The organism is Paenibacillus sp. sgz302115, from assembly GCF_056120445.1.
This window is the reverse complement of record NZ_JBVYOK010000015.1, coordinates 141,755-158,866: the sequence shown is the minus strand read 5'-3', so window position 1 is coordinate 158,866 and position 17,112 is coordinate 141,755. Positions and strand designations below refer to the sequence as shown.

Below are 17,112 nucleotides of genomic sequence, written 5' to 3'. Positions count from 1 at the left end.
CTTGGCAGCTAATCAAGGTCTTAAAATCGCCGTAATCGGCGGCGGCTCTTCCTATACCCCGGAGCTTATCGAAGGTTTCATTCTTCATCATAAGGAGCTTCCCGTCCGCGAGCTGTGGCTTGTGGACATCGAGCCTGGCCTGCGCAAGCTGAACATCGTCGGCAGCCTCGCTAAGCGGATGGTCGAGAAATCCGGGCTTCCTATCGAGGTCCACCTCACGACAGACCGCCGCAAGGCTATTGAAGGCGCGGATTTCGTCAGCACGCAGATTCGTGTCGGCATGCTGGATGCCCGCGCGCGCGACGAGTCGATTCCCCTGAAATACGGCGTGATCGGACAAGAAACAACCGGTCCCGGCGGCATGCTGAAGGCGCTACGCACGATTCCTGTAATCCTGGACATTTGTCGGGATATTGAGGAGCTGGCCCCGGATGCCTGGCTGCTCAATTTCACCAATCCGGCGGGCATGGTTACCGAAGCTGTTCTGAGATATTCGAACGTGAAAAGCATCGGACTGTGCAACGCCCCCATCGGCTTGATCAAGCAAGTGTCGGCCAAATATAACGCCGCGCCTGACCGGATCTATGCCGAATTCGTCGGCCTGAACCATCTGCACTGGATCACCCGCATTGATGTGGAAGGCGAAGACAAGCTGGATGAAATGCTGGCCGATACCGCCGGCTACAGCGCGAAAAATGTGCCTGCCCGGGAGTGGAACCCCGAGTTCCTGCAATCCCTGCACGCCCTGCCCTCCTACTATCTGAAATATTTCTATATGACCGATGCCATGCTTGCCGAGCAATTGGAGTCGTTCAAGCAAGGCGGCAACCGCGCCGAGGTAGTCAAACGCGTAGAGGAAGAGCTGTTCGAAATCTACAGCAATCTTGAGCTAAGCGAGAAGCCGAAGCAGCTTGAGCAGCGCGGCGGGGCCTTTTATTCCGAGGCTGCAGTCAACCTGATGCGCTCGCTCTACAATGGCACGAACGACATCCAGACGCTGAACGTTGCGAACCGCGGCATTCTCGGCTTCCTGCCGGACGATGCCAGCATTGAAGTCAACTGCGTTGTAACCAAGACAGGGCCGCTTCCGCTTCCGCTGACCAAGGTTCCGCCGATGGCCAAGGGACTGATCCATGCCGTCAAAACCTACGAGCAGCTAGCCATCGACGCCGCCGTAACCGGAGACCGCAGATTGGCTATCCAGGCGCTGGCGCACCATCCGCTTGTACCTTCTGTAGAGGTAGCCATAGCAATGCTGGACGAAATGCTGGAGGCGAACAAGGAGTATTTGCCGAACTTTTTTACCAAAGAGGCCGCCGCCGCGCCGGTGAAATAGGTTTTGAATAACAGAAGAGCCTGCTCATCCGCAGACGATAATTACGGATAGGGCAGGCTTTCTCTTTACTTGATTAACGTATGGTGTACCGGTAGGTTTGGCCTTCAATCCTTACCTCCGCATACAGCGGTTTGACACCAGTCTACTTGGCAAAAAACGTCTTAGTGATCGTATACTCCGCAATTCCGTCGATGGTAAGCGGCTGGCCTTTCACAATGGCTTTGTCCGAGGCGTCCTGCTTCAGCTTGTCATTCTCTTCCTTGAGCTGCTTGTTCTCTTCCTGAAGCTTGCTGATCTCAGCCTTCAGCTTCTCTGTGTTCTCTCCTGTGGAGCTTGAATTCCCCGAAGAGCATCCGGCCACGGATACCGCCAGCAAAGCAGCAGCCACCTAGGGATAGACAAAATGTGGTGTTCTGGAACGACACAGTACTGTTGAACACTATCTGCCAGACAACTGTATTTGCTGCAGTTAAAAGGCACGATACCCCTTATTTTTCAACGATAATTGTATTGTGTACATTTAAAAATAAACAAATGGCCTTCTTTTTCAAAATGATGACAATTTAAATGTATGAAGTGCAATTAGCCCTCCGACAGCGTGAATATAGCACCTTTTAATTGTATGAAATGCAGTTCATATCAAATCTAACTAGCGGTATCAGGAAGGATCTCCTTCAGGTCCTCCGGTTCAAGAATGCGGCTGAGGTTGGCCGGGCTATCCGGGGAACCGTATTCTATGTCCTTAACAACCCAGGCATTATCCTTTTTCTCATAATTCACGGTGACTGTCCCTTGGACTAGCCGGTGTTCACTCAGCGCCTTCCCTTTGGGGAATTCCACCAGATATATGAAGCGGTCGAGCTGCTCTACATCCGCACTTGTGGATTGCCCGGGGGTAAGTCCATCGAAAACCTCTTTTTGCAGCAGCTTATCCAGCCGCCATTGATCGAGAAGCCTTAGGGATTGGTCATAGACAGTAATCAGCCGGCTCTGATCCGGCAGGTTCCGAATTTCATAGGTGTAGGGCTTCCCTGTCCGGATAATCGCCGGTTTGCCGAGTTGCTTCTCGATTTCCGTACTGCTTATCGCTATAGACATCGCAATTCGCAGGGAGTACGGAAGATTGTCCGGCACAGTAACGGAGACAGGGGCCGGGGAATTTGACGGAGACGAATTTCCAGCAAATGAACAGCCGCTCAGAAACATAACAGCAACAGCCAGCGTGAACATGACTCTTTTCATAATCCACCGCCTTATAAAGGAATGTAGCTCCGTTCTTAACTACCTGCAGTGTAATCCTTGACCCCGGCGCATCACCATAACACAGCTCACTACTCCCGGTTCTGCTTGCGGTACTGCAGCGGCGAGCGCCCGGTGATGCTTTTGAACATTCTGCCGAAATGGGCGATGCTCTCGAACCCCGTCTCCCGGGAAATCCGGGCTATCCTCCAATCCGTCTCCTTAAGCAGAACTTTTGTCTCCCGGATGCGGACATAATTCAGATACTCAACTATCGTAAACCCCGTCGTCTGCTTGAACGTCCGGCACAGATACGGGGTGCTAATGAAGAAATGCTCGGCAATCCCGCCAAGCGTCAGTTTCTCGCTATAGTGCGCATCCAGATACTCAATAATATCGTACACTCTACGCTGCCCCTCACTTTGTTCAGGGTTTACCACCGAAGGCTTCGCCCCCCGGATACGGTCCAGCCGGATCAAGAGCTGAAGCAGCAGCGTCTGCAAGTAGAGCCTGCTCCAAAGGTGATTATCCCGCTGCTCGCGCAGCATAGCCTGGAACAGGTCAGCAAGCTCCCCTTGCTCATGTGCGGTTGGCCGAAGCAGAAAGCTCTCTCCCGCAAATACCCTCATCCAGTCCATATCCATTCCGGCCACCGGCCTCAGGAACCGGTCATCGAAGCTGATCAGAATCCGCTCATGCGGCGAACGGTTGCGGCTGTTCGTGCGGTGCAGCTCATTTTTATTGATAAACACTAGATCCCCCGCCTGCAGCGCATAAATCCGGTTATGAATGTAATAATGCCGCTCCCCGGACAGCAAATAATAGATTTCATAGAAATCATGAAAATGGTCGGTATCCATATTGAAGTTCCCGGTCCGCCTGATCTGCTCCACCTCAAATATTGAATCCATCCCGCGCCTCCAAATAAGGTTAATATACGCATACTTTACTCTAAATCAGACTAATCCCCGTTCACTTTTAACATTTTCTATACTATAAAATAGAAACAAATCCAAGTAAATGGAGTGATCCCCTTGTCCAAAAAGAAGTATGCCATCGTCGGCATCGGCGGCCGGGCAGAATTTTACTACGGCGAACTTGTTACCGCTTACAGAGAAACCTCTGAGCTGGTGGCCTTCTGCGATGTCAATCAGACCCGGATGAATTATGCCAACCAGATGCTGAAGGATAAATACAGCTATCGTGAAGTGCCTACCTATAAAGCCGAGGATTTCGACCGGATGATTGCCGAGACTAAACCTGACTTTGTACTGGTAGCCACCATTGACCGGACACACCACAAGTATATTATCCGCGCTATGGAGCTGGGCTGTGATGTCATTTCCGAGAAGCCGATGACCATTGATGAGGAGAAATGCCGTGACATCTTCGAGGCCATTGAGCGTACCGGCAAGAATCTGCGCGTCACCTTCAACTACCGCTATGCTCCGCATAATACGAAGATCCGCGAGATCATTATGGACGGCGTGCTGGGCGAAATCCTGTCCGTCAATTTCGAGTGGCTGCTGAACACCCAACACGGAGCGGATTATTTCCGCAGATGGCACCGGGACAAACGGAACAGCGGCGGACTGCTGGTGCATAAATCGACGCATCACTTCGACCTCATGAACTTCTGGCTGGCTTCGCAGCCGGATACCGTGTTCGCTATGGGCGATCTGCGGTTCTATGGCAAGGAGAATGCTGAGAAGCGGGGAATCACGGAATTTTACCAGCGCGCTTATGGCAGCAAGGCGGCCGAGAATGATCCCTTTGCCCTCCATCTGGACCGCAATGAAACCCTGAAGCGCATGTACCTGGATGCCGAGCATGAGGACGGATATCAGCGGGACCAGAGCGTCTTCGGCGACAACATCAGCATCGAGGACACAATGAGTGTAATGGTCAAATACAAGAACAAGACGGTCATGAACTATTCGCTGAACGCTTATATGCCGTGGGAAGGCTTCATTATCGTCTTCAATGGCACGCAGGGCCGGATGGAGGTTCGCATCACTGAACAATCCTACGTCAATTCCGGCGGCAAAAAAGAAAATGAAGGCGCACTGGAAGCGGTCAATATTACCATCTATCCGCATTTTCAGGAGCCTTACCGCGTTCAGCTTGAGAGCGCCGCAGGCGGACACGGCGGAGGGGATCCGGTGCTGCTGCGCGACATTTTTGATAAAAAACAGGAGGACCGCTTCAACCGCGCTGCCTCCCACAAGGACGGCGCCATGTCGATCATGACCGGCATTGCCGCCAACCGCTCCATGCGCACAGGACAGCCGGTGAAGGTTGACGATTTGTGGCGGATGTAGCTTTTTAATATAGAGGACTTATACAAGAACAGGCGTGTTTTCCAGTCAAAGACCGGAGAGCACGCCTTATTATTATATTCGTCCGCTCCCGGCGGACAGATTTCGTTACCGGTTACACCAGATCGCTCAACAAGTCCTGCTTCAGCTTCTGTAAAAACTGCAGCTGCACTTCGCATTGCTCATACATATTTTCAAAGATCAACAGCACATTCTTTGAAATTTCAGTATACTTCTCCTTTTCCTTTTGCCCTGCTTTCATTTCATCATAAATATTTTGAATCGCCTGCTGCTGTACCTCCAGTGCTTCAATGATTTCTTCCTTCGGCGCTTCGTCTATGAACGTAAGGACGGTGTACAGGGCGGATGGAAAAACAACCGAAGCCTTCTTGAACGAACTGATCAGCATGCTATTAAATTCATCCTTACCCTTAGGTGTGATGGAATAAATGGCTTTTGAACGGTTGCCTGTTTGCTCAATCTTTTCCAGACGGACTAACCCATCCTTTTCGAGCTTTCTCAGTGCATGGTAAATAGATGCAGGCTGCACATATGCCCATTTATCTGTTTTAGCAGAGGCCATCGCCTGCTGGATTTCATAGCCGGACATCGGCCCATATTTTAATAACAGCCCAAGAACCATTACGTTTGTCATGATCTTCGCTCCACTCAAATAATAAAATCATAATATTAAAACTATAGTATCCATCTACAACATTAAATACTATATGTGAACCTGCCATCTGTAAAGATCATCAATGTAAAACTCTTCCTTTACACAATATGGGTTAGTTGCTACAATACAATCGTAAAACCAATACTATAATTTTAGTATTATACTTTTAGTATTCACTTGGGAGGATGGAAATTATTTATGAACACGATTACCAAATCACAGCAAAAGGCAGCTCTGTTAGTTGTCGGTATAGCGATTTTTCTGGATATGCTGATTTATGGACTGGTGGTGCCCATTCTTCCTAAATATGCTAGCGCTCTTGGGGCATCCCAGACAGAAATCGGTTTGCTTTTTGGAAGCTACGCTCTCGCACTCTTCATCGCAACGCCTATATTTGGAGCTTTATCAGACCGGATTGGACGGCGCGCCCCCATGCTATGGGGATTGCTTGGCTTGGCTGCAGCTACACTATTGTTTGCATTTGCCGAACAATATTGGATGCTTATAGTTGCGAGAGCCTTGCAAGGACTTGCCGCCGCCATTACCTGGACATCGGGATTAGCCATACTTGCTGATCTGTACCCTTCCGAAGAACGCGGCAAAGCCATGGGGCTTGCCTTGTCAGGACAGGCGGCAGGAATCCTGCTTGGGCCTAGCTTAGGGGGCTGGATGTACCAGTTAGGCGGCTACAAGCTTCCTTTCCTGTTCGCAGCAGTTCTTGCCATTGCCGACGGGATGCTTAGAGTCTTTCTATTACGAGATTTACCAGAGAAAAAATCGGACACTTTTCGCTCATCCTTCGGCTTGCTTCGGAATCGGAGCCTTCTGCTGCTCAGCGGTGTTGTTGTTATTGGTGCAGCTATACCCAGCGTACTGGAGCCGACTCTCCCGCTGCATTTGCAGGAGAAGTTCAACGCCGAACCGGGCTTTATCGGAATGTTATTCGCTATCCCTACATTATCCTACGGACTCGCTACCCCTTGGATCGGCAAGCTATCCGGCACAATTGGGTATAAAAAAGCGATGTTAATCGGACTTGCAATAGTCTCCATAAGCCTGCCGCTCGCAGCCCTGCCAAACTCCATGTGGATACAGGCAGCTTCATTAGCACTTTTGGGAATCAGTATGGGTATAGTCCTTGCACCTTCTCTTCCCGCACTCGCAGACATTTCGGAACAAAGCGGAATATCTTCATATGGAATGACCTTTGCCCTCTATAACACCGCCTATTCGTTAGGAATGATTCTGGGACCCGTAACCAGCAGCATGCTGACCGATGCCATCGGGCTAAAGCTTTCCTATCTCGCGATTGGCTGTGTTGCACTTGTGTACATGCTCATCATGCTTCCAAGTGTCCGAAGAACTGAAGGGGTTCGCAAGTCTGATTAAAATACAAATGACCCGTAAGAGGGCCACTTTTTTCAAAGTTCCTATCTTACGGGTCACAGCTCACAGTACATAATATCCTTGCCCTAAATAACGCGGTGCTGATACCATTTCTCCCCAAGAAAACGCCGGAGGAAAATAAAGCCGCGCACACCCCATTCACAGTTCATCGCCAGCCACACCCCGATAATGCCCATGTGGAGCACAATGCCGAGAATGTAGCCCAGCACCACGCGGAACAGCCACATAGAGAGCATGGAGACCATAGAGGTGTACTTGGAATCGCCCGCTGCTCTAAGCGCGGAAGGCGTAATGAAGCTTACCGACCACAGCGGAATCTGGGCAATTGAATTGATCAGAAAGACAATGAAGATGTCCCTGAGAATCTCAGCGGGAGGATGGAACAGCGACACCAACGGATTGTACAGCGGGAAGATCAGCAGCGCCATCAGCACAAAGGAGGCCGAAGACAGCCACAGAAACGATTTGACAAATTTGCGCGCATCCTTCGTATTCCGGCTCCCCATACATTGGCCGACGACCGTAATGAGGGTCAGTGACAGAGCATTTGCGGGAATCTGCATAACCCCGGCGAGCGCGGAGCAGATCGCATTCGTGGCAATCGCATAAGTGCCAAGACTGACAATGAAGATTTGCGTCAGGATTTTACCGCCATTGAAGAACATCTGCTCCGCCGCAAACGGCAGGCCGATGAACATGATTCTTTTGAGCATCGACCAGTTCAGAACCAGCAGATCACGAATCTTCACATGCAGGCTGCTGTCGAGCTTGAACAAATAGATCAGCGAGCAAATCGCCGCCAAATACCGGGAGACATTGATCGCAATAGTCATTCCGAGCACACCCATGTGCAGCCCGTTGATAAATACAAAGTTTAAGAGTACATATGAGAAGTTCATAATCAGCGAGAGTATCAGTGATACGCGGGTCCTTCCGATGCCGCGCAGCGCGCCGCACACCGCCTCCATCACGGCGATTCCCAAATAGGACAGGCTGCTGCCTATCAGATACGTGCGGGCATTCGCCATGACCTCAGGGGAAGCCGCGCCGAACAATATATTTAACAGCGGACCATGCAGGATGATCCCAAACATTCCAATGGCAAAAGCCATCAAAGACACAGACGATACCGCTCCCGCGGTTGCTTTGGACACCATGAGGTCGTTGCCGCTCCCCTTGTACTGGGCTACAACAACGGTTCCGCCAGTTGAAACAGCAATGAACACACTGATCAGAAAAATATTCAGCGAATCAATCATGTTCACCGCACTGACTGCCGCCACCCCGGACGAGCTGATCATCGCCGTATTCACAACGTTCAGCCCCACTACAAAGGCCTGGTCTACCAGAAGGGGAATAAATAAAGCTATAATCTGACGGTAGTCAATAGATTCTCCGGAAAAATACTTGTCGAGAAACAGGCGGCCCTGCTTCACATTCACCTTGGGCTCTAGCATAAGTTCACTTCTTTATATTAGAATTTAGGGCCCCGTTATTCTAACATATGAGGTGCATAAGTCAAGAAGGAGATAATTTAATTGTGAACGTCTTGTCGAATGGAGTCACCAGGTTGACCAGCACCGCCTTGCAGTTATTCTGCAGCTTGGCCTCGCGCACCCCGGCAGCCAGATGGCCCATCTCGCCTCCCGTCAATTCAATCCACTCCTCACCGCATGTATAGCGGAGGTTGCCGCCGCTCCAGAGATAAGAGTCCTCTTCTGCAGCCTGCAGCTCTCCAGAGGTGAAGCTTCCCTCCCGGCCAAAAATGAAGGAGACCTGGGTCATAACTTCCCCCGGTTCTTCGCTATGCAGCCGTATTGTCCAGTCCTCGCCTATGTGCTGCACCTCCGCCTGTACGCGGAATGTCTGTTCATGCGTAAGCAAACGGCTCTGGTGCGGAAGCAAATACCAAGGGCTGACCGGTGTTTCAGATGTCTGCGGAAGGAGTGCTCCTTCAACCGGACCGTAGTAGCCCTTCTTCTGCTCTCCCGTCAGGCGGTATCCTTCGGGCAGCTTGGTCATCTCCTGCATCGGCACATATCCCGGATAAAAGTAAGACGCCACCTGAACGGCCAGCAATCTTACGGAACCGTGACGCAGCGCAAAGAAAGAAGGTGTCTCCGTGATCAGCGTGACACTGGTGTCGCCGTCCCGGTAGCGGACAACAGGCGCTCCGAAATCGGTGTGCAGCCGGCTGTGATAGATTTTCCCGTTATGGCCGGCAGCCTCCATCTGCTGCAAATAGCCGTGCCGCAGGAAATATTCGTTCAGCATTTTCTCATATTTCACAGGAAGGGCCGCCTCTGCCTTAAGCGGCTGCTGAAGCTCCGGCTCCAGCAGCATCCGTACCAGCACGTTGACGGAGCAGACGCCCGGATTCTCAAGCGCGCGGCTGGCCCATTCAGCCATGCCCGCGAACATATCATCCTTATCGGAGCGGGCCAGGATAGCATAAGGCAAATAATACGGAGCCAGATCGTGAAAGCTTCCCAGATCCTGCCGCCCGGAATACTCGGTAACAATCTCGCCCGAAGGATGGACCAGATAGACCATCATGCGCAAATTCTGACGAACCGGTTCCAGCAGCCCCCGCCGATTCAGCAGACGGGCGGCATGAATCAGCATAATGTCGCTGACTGCACTGTAAATGCCGTTGCTTCGCTCCGTCCATTCCCCGTCCGGCGTAATGTCCATTCCTTCCGCGAGCCACTGATCCGCACGCTGAACAGCCGCTTCCAGCCCGAACAGCTCATGCAGAAACCCTAGCGCGGCGCACAGCACCCAGCGGTGATTCGGCGTGTGGCAGCCCCCCGTAAGCATGACGGGAATGGTGCGCTCAAGAAACAGCCGCATATTGTCTATTACCGGCTGCAGCGGCTGCCAGTCCTGACCCGCCAGCAATTGGTACAACTGAGCGTAGCCCACAACGACAAAGGCCGTATCCGGCGGAGAATGAAAGTTCGTCCAGCCCGGGGAGATGGAGCCGTCCTCATGCTGTGCGCGCAGTACGAATTCCGTCGCCAGCAGCAGCCGCGCAAGCAGCTCCTCATCCCGGTAATACGCAGAATCCGGGTTGACCAGGGCCGCCCCCCAATAACACATCTCGGTCGGGGTGCCTGTCGTGTGATTGACCCAGGCAATGCCCGTTCCGGGACCAATCGTTCCCCCATAATAGCGGCTCTGCGGGTCGAGCACCTGCCGGGATAGTCCTTCCGCTACTGCTCTGTCATTACTGTCCACCAGTTGCTTGTACATTGTAAATCCCTCCAAATAAACATTCTGCGCCGCTAGGCGGGTCCAAGGCCTACAGGCGTTCCAGCTCTTTCCCCACACGCTCAGGGATTTCCGCTAACAGTTCGCTCCAGGAAACGAAAAGGTCCTCCCGGTCCGCATATTCCCAGCTCCCGTAGGACAAGGATGGCGTGAACCGGCAGGTCTGCAAAAACGCGCGGACCCGTCGATTAATCTCATCGTCCGTCGCCAGAATTCCATCCAGAAAGTGGCCGTAAATCAGGCCATCCGCCCCTGCCTCCTCCTGCGTGCAGGAGCTGAATCCCGGCAGCAGCTCAAATAGTTCGGGAAGCGGGGAAAGGGCATGCTTGCCGGGCTGGACAAAAAGTCCAGCACGTGTTCCGCTCAGGTTGGTGCGGCCGCGCAGCAGCCCTTTCAGGTATTTACCGTGAAAGCTGGCTTCGACATCCGCCACCTCTCCATTCCTGCCGATGTACACCCACACATGCTCCAGATCATATAGATGCTGAATATCATAATCGTAGTAAATGGCGTATTCCACAACGGCCTCCACCTCAGGGCGGTTCACCGCCAGGCGGCGCCGGAAGGACGGAGAGTCCCCGTCCTGACGCAGCACCGTTATCCCGAAGCGAACCGGGAAGAATGGCTCGTTATGATCGAAAAATAAGCGCGGAGCATACCTGGCAGCCAGCTTGCGGTCCGCATCATTCAGCATACCTGTGTTCTCCTTTCTTTACGCCATGCAGCTCAGCCTTTGACGGCACCAAGCATGACACCGCTGACAAAATACTTCTGCAGCCACGGGTAGACGGCAAGGATTGGTACTGTAGCGAAGATAACGGTGGCCGCCTTAAGACTCTCCGGTGTCAGTGCGGTCCGGCTCGCCCCTTCCAGCTGCGTCAATTCAGAGACCATATTGTTCTGCACCATCTGGAACAGCTTAAGCTGAAGCGGATACAGCTCCGGACTGTTGATATACATCAGGGAATCCTGGAAGCCATTCCACCGTCCCACGGCATAGAAGAGAGCGAGCGTAGCCATGACAGGCATGGATAACGGCACCACAATGCGCAGCAGGGTGTGGAAATGGGAGCTGCCATCAATTTCAGCCGATTCCTCCAGGCTGGGCGGAATATTATTGAAGAAGGAAATGAGAATAATAAGGTTAAAAGGGCTGACGAGGCCAGGAAGAATAAGCGACCAGACCGTATCAATCATTTTCAAATCGCGGATCAGCAAATATTCAGGAATGATACCGCCGCTGAAAAACATGGTGATGACAATAATGTACATAAAAAACTTGCGGCCCTTCAGATTACTTTTCGTCAATGGATAGGCAGCTGCAATGGTGAAGAGCATACATAGCACAGTTGTGGCTATCGTCAGAATAACGGTGTAGATCAGCGAGTGAATCATGGCATTATTGGAAAACACCTGGATGTATGCGTTCCAGTTCACTTCAATGGGAAAAAGCGTCACTTCGCCGGATGTAATGGCCCGGTTCGAGCTAAGTGACACTGCAATAATGTGTAAAAACGGGGCCAGACAGAACAAAACGAATACGGCCACAAATGTAATATTAACGGTATCGAATATACGGTTAGAGGTACGTTCACTCATAGCACTCCGTCTCCTTTCTGTTTATCATAAAATACCGTTGCCGGTTACTTTTTTCGAAATATAGTTGGAACCTAGAATGAACACCAGACCCACCACCGCCTGGAACAATCCGATTACGGTAGCCAGCGTATATTGCCCGGATTCCAGACCGATCCGGTACACAAAGGTGCTGAGCACATCGGAGTATTCACGGACTGTTGTATTACCGATAACATAGGGACGGTCAAAGCCGATGCTGACCATTTTCCCGAGATTGAGAATAAGCAGTGTAATGATGGTTGGCTTGATGCTCGGAAGCGTAATGTAGCGGATTTTCTTGAGCCTTGTAGCTCCATCCACTTCGGCAGCTTCAAACAGCTCCCTGTTGACACCCGTTAACGCTGCCAGATAGAGAATGGTTCCCCAACCGGCACTTTGCCAGACACCTGTGAAGAGATACGTGATCAGCCACGGATTTTTTTCCGTTAGAAACGGAACAGGGTTCAGTCCCAGACCTACCAGAACTTCGTTCACCATACCGGACTGGTTGCCAAACAACTGGTATACAATCCCCCCAATGATCACCCAGGAAATAAAGTGGGGAATGTACAATAGAGTCTGTGATACTTTTTTAAACCATACCGACTTGATTTCATACAGCATAATGGCGAGTATGATCGGAGCCGGGAAAGAGACCAGCAAATCAAGAAAATTCAGCATAAAGGTATTGCGCAGGGTGGTGTAGAACTCCCTCATTCCAAAGACCTGGCGGAAGGCGTCAAAGCCAATCCACTCACTGCCCCCGATCCCCTGAAACAGATTGAAATCCTTGAATGCAATCTGCACACCATACATCGGACCGTAACGGAAGATCACGAAATAAGTAATAGGCAGCGCAAGCAGCGCGTATAGTTGCCAATACCGTTTGAAGTATGACGCTTTGCTCAAGTTGGTTTCCTCCTATCTTAGAAAAACCGGGTGGAGCGGCATTGCACCTCCCCCCCCCGGCTCTCACTTTATTTGTTTATTTTGCCGGAAGCTCCTTAACTGCCTTATCCAGTTCTTCTTTCAGCTTAGCTCCGCCTAAAGACATGAAATCCTTCATTTCCTGCTCGTAAACCGCATCGAACTGATCGGGTTTAGCCATCGTTGTTTTTACAATGATCACATCGAGCTTATCTGTAAGTGTAGTGCCATATTGCGCTTCCCCTTCAATCGGCTTGCCGAAGACGATCGGGCCTACAGTGTCCGTGTTAGCGATAGCGATCGACTGCTTCAGCATTTCCTGATTGTTTTTCGGGAAGCCCATCACCCATGCTTTTTCATTGGTTGCCTGGTCGCCGATGTTCTTGCCGTTGGAGATGATCGCCATGTCGCCGCCATTGAACAGACGATCGGCAAATTCTTGAGGGACATTTTCTTTGACCACCGGAATTCCATCGACCATATCATAGTTTTCTCCTTCAACCCCATTGTATATATCAATAAGGTTATTGCCTGTGGCCATCCAATCCAGATATTTAATCGCTTCTACGGCGCGCTTGCTGCTCTTTGGAATCATGATGTACATACCGTTAGAGGCATAGCGGGATTTAATGTGTTTGTTGTCAACCTTGGCATTCGTGTACACGTCTACCGGTGTGACCTTGCTTCCCGGCACATTTTTGTGGAGATTATCCATAGTGCCTTCTGCATAGAACTGGGCATCCACATCTTCCGACCAATAGCCGGTGTTGCCGTTCTGGACATCCTTGCCCAATTGGGCCTTATCCTTATCCAGACCGAAATCCTTGCTGATCAGCCCTTCATTGTAGAGCTTGTTCAGGAACTGCATTGCATCCTTGAAGCCCTCATGAAGCGGCAGCTCATACCGCTGGCTGTAAGTCAGATCGCCGCTGATTGGCTTAATGAAGGAGTAGATCAGCGTTTCATATTGAGCCGGAGCAAGCGCCATGCCCATTGGGATGTTTTTGCTACCGAGCTTGCCAGGGTCTTTCTCTTTAAACGCTTTCAAAGTTGTGTACAGCTCATCGGTCGTCTTTGGCACAGGCAAGCCCAGTTTATCCAGCCAATCCTGACGGATGTAGGAGCTGTAACGGCCCGTGATCGCACGTTTGCCCGGGATGGAGAACTGCTTGCCATCAAGCAGTCCGAATGCCAGCGTTTCGTCGCCGATAAACTTCTTCAGGTTCGGACCATACTCATCGAGGAGTTTTCCTACATCGGTCAGACCGCCCTGCTGGGCATAGCGGTAAAATACGCTCGAATCATAAGTAAATACGATATCCGGCACATCGCTGTCACTCGCCATCAGCACGTTCAGCTTCGTAACTTCCTCAGAGCGCTGAATCGGTACATACTGAACATCAATGTTGTTCGGATCGCCGAAATTTTTCTGCACCAGCTTGGATAAAAAGTTGTTAGTAATGGTTTGAGGCGCCGGGCTGTTGCCCCGGTCGAATATTTCCACTTTGAGCGTGACGCGCTTAGCGCTGTCCCCTTCTGCTGACGAACCACCGTTTGCTGTGTTGTTCTTAGAATCGGAGGAGCAGCCGGCCAGCAGGGATACCCCCATTACCGCAGTTAATCCGACCCCGATTGCTTTCTTCAGAACTCCTTTGTGTACGTTCACTGTCATTTTTCCATCTCCTTCGCCTCTGCAGGCTTTTTTAATGGTGACTTCATGATTCCCCCAACCTTAAACCTGTGTAACACTGAAGCTGCATCCCTCTCACGTAAGCGTTACCAATGTACGACTTGGCCGCTTGTTGTTCCGGGGATGCCCACAGTATTCCATGAATTTCGGCAGTTTGACAATAAACCCGTTTCGGATGCTCCCCTGGCCGTTAATTCAGACTTCCTGTTTATCCATACAACCATTTTCGTGCAATAAACCGCTTTCAAAATTGCCAAAAATAAAGACCGCATCCGTGTTTGCACCTCCTGACGGAGGCTGGCGAGCAAGGATTGCGATCCTGGAATAATTAGCACAAGCTCAGTTGTTGACGCTTTATCTAAAAAGCCATGCTGCTCATGTTCTGGAGTTCAGGCGTCCGCGCTTCAAAGAGCGGTAATCGCCCGGCGTAATGCCGGCGACCCGTTTAAATACCCTTCCGAACGAAATAGCATTGGCATAACCAACTTTGAGCGCTATATCCTGCACCGAATAGTCCGTCTCCAACAGCAAGTGCTCGGCTTCCTTCATCCGCAGCTCCGTAAGGAAGTCCACAAATTTCATATTAAATTCCGTTTTAAAAAGATAGCTGGCATATTTGCCGGATACCTGAAACCGGTCGCTTAAATGCTTCAGGGAAAGATCGGGATTGGCAAAATTCTCTTCAATATAGTTCTTGATCTCGTTGACCATCGCCCTGTAGCTTTTGGTTTCACTGACGGAGACATAGGTACGGAATAAATCGGTCAAATATTCAAATAGAATACCCTTCATTTCATCAATGGATTCGGCTTCTTCCAGCAGTTTTAGCCGTATCGAGGTATTCTCCGCCGACAGCTCATCCTGCAGCTGCTCCGACATCACAGCCACTTCACGGCTCAGCATTTGCAGCATGGCCTGGATTAGAGAGCGAATATCGTCATCCTGCAGAAAATCGCGTTCAAACGCTTCAAAAATCTCTTCCAGCCGTTCCCGCCACTGGCTGCTCGACATCCGAAACTGCTTGACGAACTCGGCAATCATCTGTAAATACTTATAAGTCTCAAGCAGCGGCTGACGCGCCTCTACGCCTTCCGCCAAAGCGATATCTTCGTGCATCAAGAGCTTGTGCTGCATCACATTCTCCGCTGCTGCATAGGAATCCCGGATCGCACCCGGACCCGTCGCCACCGGTCCGATGCCAAAGCTGAGGGAGATACGCAAATTCTGCTCTACCCACGCACGGCATTCCTCGGCGAATATGCGGATTTTCTCGGTCATCTTCTCATCAGTTCCGGTTGCCAAGAAGAGAATCGCTGCCCGGTCGGTGCCGATCCACTCCGCCCAGCCCTGCAAATCAGCCCCCCGCGCCAATTCCTGAAAGACATTCATCAGGGCAAACTTGAGCGTGTTCTGGTCTCCCCTTGTGTAGCGCTCCTGAAAAACCTCCTCATAGCGGTTAATTTCGCTGAGCACAACCGTAAACCGGGATGAGGAGTTAGCACCGGAGAGCGGCGACAGCTCCTCCATCCGCTGGACGATATTGTCCGTCCGCTCGCTGCGCAGCAGATCGGTGAATAGCTTGCTGCGCTGGAGCAGCAGGTTCTCCCTGCTCTTCTTGTCATAATCCGTCAAATTGTTGATCAAATCCTCCAGTACCCCGTCAATGAGCTTCATTTCGTCCGGCCTGTTGGTGGAATTGTCCATCGTTCGAATTTGATGGCCTTCAATCCGGTTCATAATCACCTGAATCGGCTTGTAGTTGCGCCGGGTCACATATATGAGGTAAAGAACCGCGCACACGACGGTGCCGAACGCAACCGCCACCCAGAGATAGGAGATCACAGAAACCCAACTGAACAGATTGCCCGTCTTGATCCCGCTGGAGAACTCCCAGCCAAGCCTTTCCAGATACAGGGTGTTCAGCAGCTTGCCGTTCTCTGCCCCTTCGCTGTCCGAATGCGCCTGATAAATAATCTTTCCATCTCTTCCGGCAATAGTAAGGTAGGACAATTGTTCGTTGACCATGCTATCGACAATCTGTTCAATCCCGCTCATTTTAATATTGATGACAAGCACACCCTGTGAGCCGAAGGGCAGAGGCATGCTTTTATTTATGGTAAGCACACGCACAGACGTGCGCTGAATGAACTCATCCTTGTATTCCCTGACGGGCTGCCAGCCTTCCGGCAAAGAGCCGGAGGCAATACGCTTAATCCAGTCCTCGTCTATAAATCCTGAAAGGTCTTTTAAACCAGTTTCTGTTAAAACGCTTTCATTTCTCTTGTCATATAAATAAATGGATTGAATGTAAGGTGATTTGTCGGTCAGGTTGCGCAGGCTCTGGGCAATTGCATATATTGCCCCCGTATCTGTCTGGCCTTCATCATTGAAATAACGCTTATACATATCGCTGCTTTCGGCAGTGTCCAGCACCGACAGTTCGACTTCCTTGATCGTACGGTCCACGTTATCCACGAGATAGCTGGCAGTGATGCGATCCGCCTTCTTGGTCTCCATTCGTGAAATATCGTTGATAAACACAAAAGAGGCAAAGATCAGTATCGTTACAGTAAGCAAAAAAATAGGAAAGTACGACAGCAGCAAGCGGTGATACCAGGTACGGAACAAT

General features: G+C 51.0%; 14 protein-coding genes. 3 read left to right on the top strand and 11 right to left on the bottom strand.

All coding sequences use genetic code 11. The features are described from left to right. The first annotated feature begins 1 nt into the window (after position 1). Positions 2 to 1,336 carry a 6-phospho-beta-glucosidase gene (locus AC0LWN_RS23960; RefSeq protein ID WP_474669793.1) on the top strand — a complete coding sequence of 445 codons (1,335 nt, stop codon included), beginning with the start codon at positions 2 to 4 and terminating at the stop codon, positions 1,334 to 1,336. Between the two features lie 142 nt (positions 1,337 to 1,478). Here AC0LWN_RS23960 and AC0LWN_RS23955 read toward each other — a convergent pair whose 3' ends face one another. The 3 genes from AC0LWN_RS23955 to AC0LWN_RS23945 all read right to left on the bottom strand — a co-directional run bounded on the left by AC0LWN_RS23955 (position 1,479) and on the right by AC0LWN_RS23945 (position 3,486). Next, positions 1,479 to 1,712, bottom strand: a complete 234-nt coding sequence (locus AC0LWN_RS23955) for a coiled-coil domain-containing protein (RefSeq protein WP_474669791.1) — start codon at positions 1,710 to 1,712, stop codon at positions 1,479 to 1,481. 269 nt (positions 1,713 to 1,981) lie between these two features. Continuing rightward, positions 1,982 to 2,578: a hypothetical protein gene (locus AC0LWN_RS23950; protein WP_474669789.1), complete on the bottom strand. Its 597-nt coding sequence runs from the start codon at positions 2,576 to 2,578 to the stop codon at positions 1,982 to 1,984. Between the two features lie 89 nt (positions 2,579 to 2,667). Continuing rightward, on the bottom strand, positions 2,668 to 3,486 hold the full coding sequence (locus AC0LWN_RS23945; protein ID WP_474669787.1) for an AraC family transcriptional regulator: 819 nt from the start codon (positions 3,484 to 3,486) through the stop codon (positions 2,668 to 2,670). A 123-nt stretch (positions 3,487 to 3,609) separates the two neighbouring features. Between AC0LWN_RS23945 and AC0LWN_RS23940 the strand changes: the two genes are divergently transcribed. Further along, on the top strand, positions 3,610 to 4,896 hold the full coding sequence (locus AC0LWN_RS23940) for a Gfo/Idh/MocA family protein (RefSeq protein ID WP_474669785.1): 1,287 nt from the start codon (positions 3,610 to 3,612) through the stop codon (positions 4,894 to 4,896). 112 nt (positions 4,897 to 5,008) lie between these two features. On the opposite strand, the gene AC0LWN_RS23935 is transcribed toward AC0LWN_RS23940, so the two are convergent. Next, on the bottom strand, positions 5,009 to 5,548 hold the full coding sequence (locus tag AC0LWN_RS23935; RefSeq protein ID WP_474669783.1) for a PadR family transcriptional regulator: 540 nt from the start codon (positions 5,546 to 5,548) through the stop codon (positions 5,009 to 5,011). 219 nt (positions 5,549 to 5,767) lie between these two features. On the opposite strand from AC0LWN_RS23935, the gene AC0LWN_RS23930 reads away from it, so the two are divergent. After that, complete coding sequence (locus AC0LWN_RS23930) at positions 5,768 to 6,958, top strand: MFS transporter (protein WP_474669781.1); 1,191 nt, start codon at positions 5,768 to 5,770, stop codon at positions 6,956 to 6,958. A gap of 83 nt (positions 6,959 to 7,041) precedes the next feature. Here the strand turns inward: AC0LWN_RS23930 and AC0LWN_RS23925 are convergent, their stop codons facing one another. The 7 genes from AC0LWN_RS23925 to AC0LWN_RS23895 form a co-directional block, all read right to left on the bottom strand. Further along, positions 7,042 to 8,433, bottom strand: a complete 1,392-nt coding sequence (locus AC0LWN_RS23925) for an MATE family efflux transporter (RefSeq protein ID WP_474669779.1) — start codon at positions 8,431 to 8,433, stop codon at positions 7,042 to 7,044. Positions 8,434 to 8,494: 61 nt separating this feature from the next. Then, a complete protein-coding gene (locus tag AC0LWN_RS23920; protein ID WP_474669777.1) occupies positions 8,495 to 10,231 on the bottom strand; it encodes a hypothetical protein in 1,737 nt (578 codons plus the stop codon). 49 nt (positions 10,232 to 10,280) lie between these two features. Continuing rightward, complete coding sequence (locus AC0LWN_RS23915; protein ID WP_474669775.1) at positions 10,281 to 10,943, bottom strand: hypothetical protein; 663 nt, start codon at positions 10,941 to 10,943, stop codon at positions 10,281 to 10,283. A gap of 32 nt (positions 10,944 to 10,975) precedes the next feature. Further along, entirely contained in the window at positions 10,976 to 11,848 is an 873-nt protein-coding gene (locus tag AC0LWN_RS23910) for a carbohydrate ABC transporter permease (protein ID WP_458966468.1), read from the bottom strand. A gap of 24 nt (positions 11,849 to 11,872) precedes the next feature. Continuing rightward, the gene (locus tag AC0LWN_RS23905; protein ID WP_474669772.1) at positions 11,873 to 12,775 is read right to left on the bottom strand and encodes an ABC transporter permease; all 903 of its coding nucleotides are present in this window, start codon (positions 12,773 to 12,775) and stop codon (positions 11,873 to 11,875) included. Positions 12,776 to 12,851: 76 nt separating this feature from the next. Next, on the bottom strand, positions 12,852 to 14,465 hold the full coding sequence (locus AC0LWN_RS23900) for an extracellular solute-binding protein (protein WP_474669770.1): 1,614 nt from the start codon (positions 14,463 to 14,465) through the stop codon (positions 12,852 to 12,854). A gap of 393 nt (positions 14,466 to 14,858) precedes the next feature. After that, entirely contained in the window at positions 14,859 to 17,111 is a 2,253-nt protein-coding gene (locus AC0LWN_RS23895; RefSeq protein ID WP_474669768.1) for a helix-turn-helix domain-containing protein, read from the bottom strand. Position 17,112 lies beyond the last annotated feature (1 nt).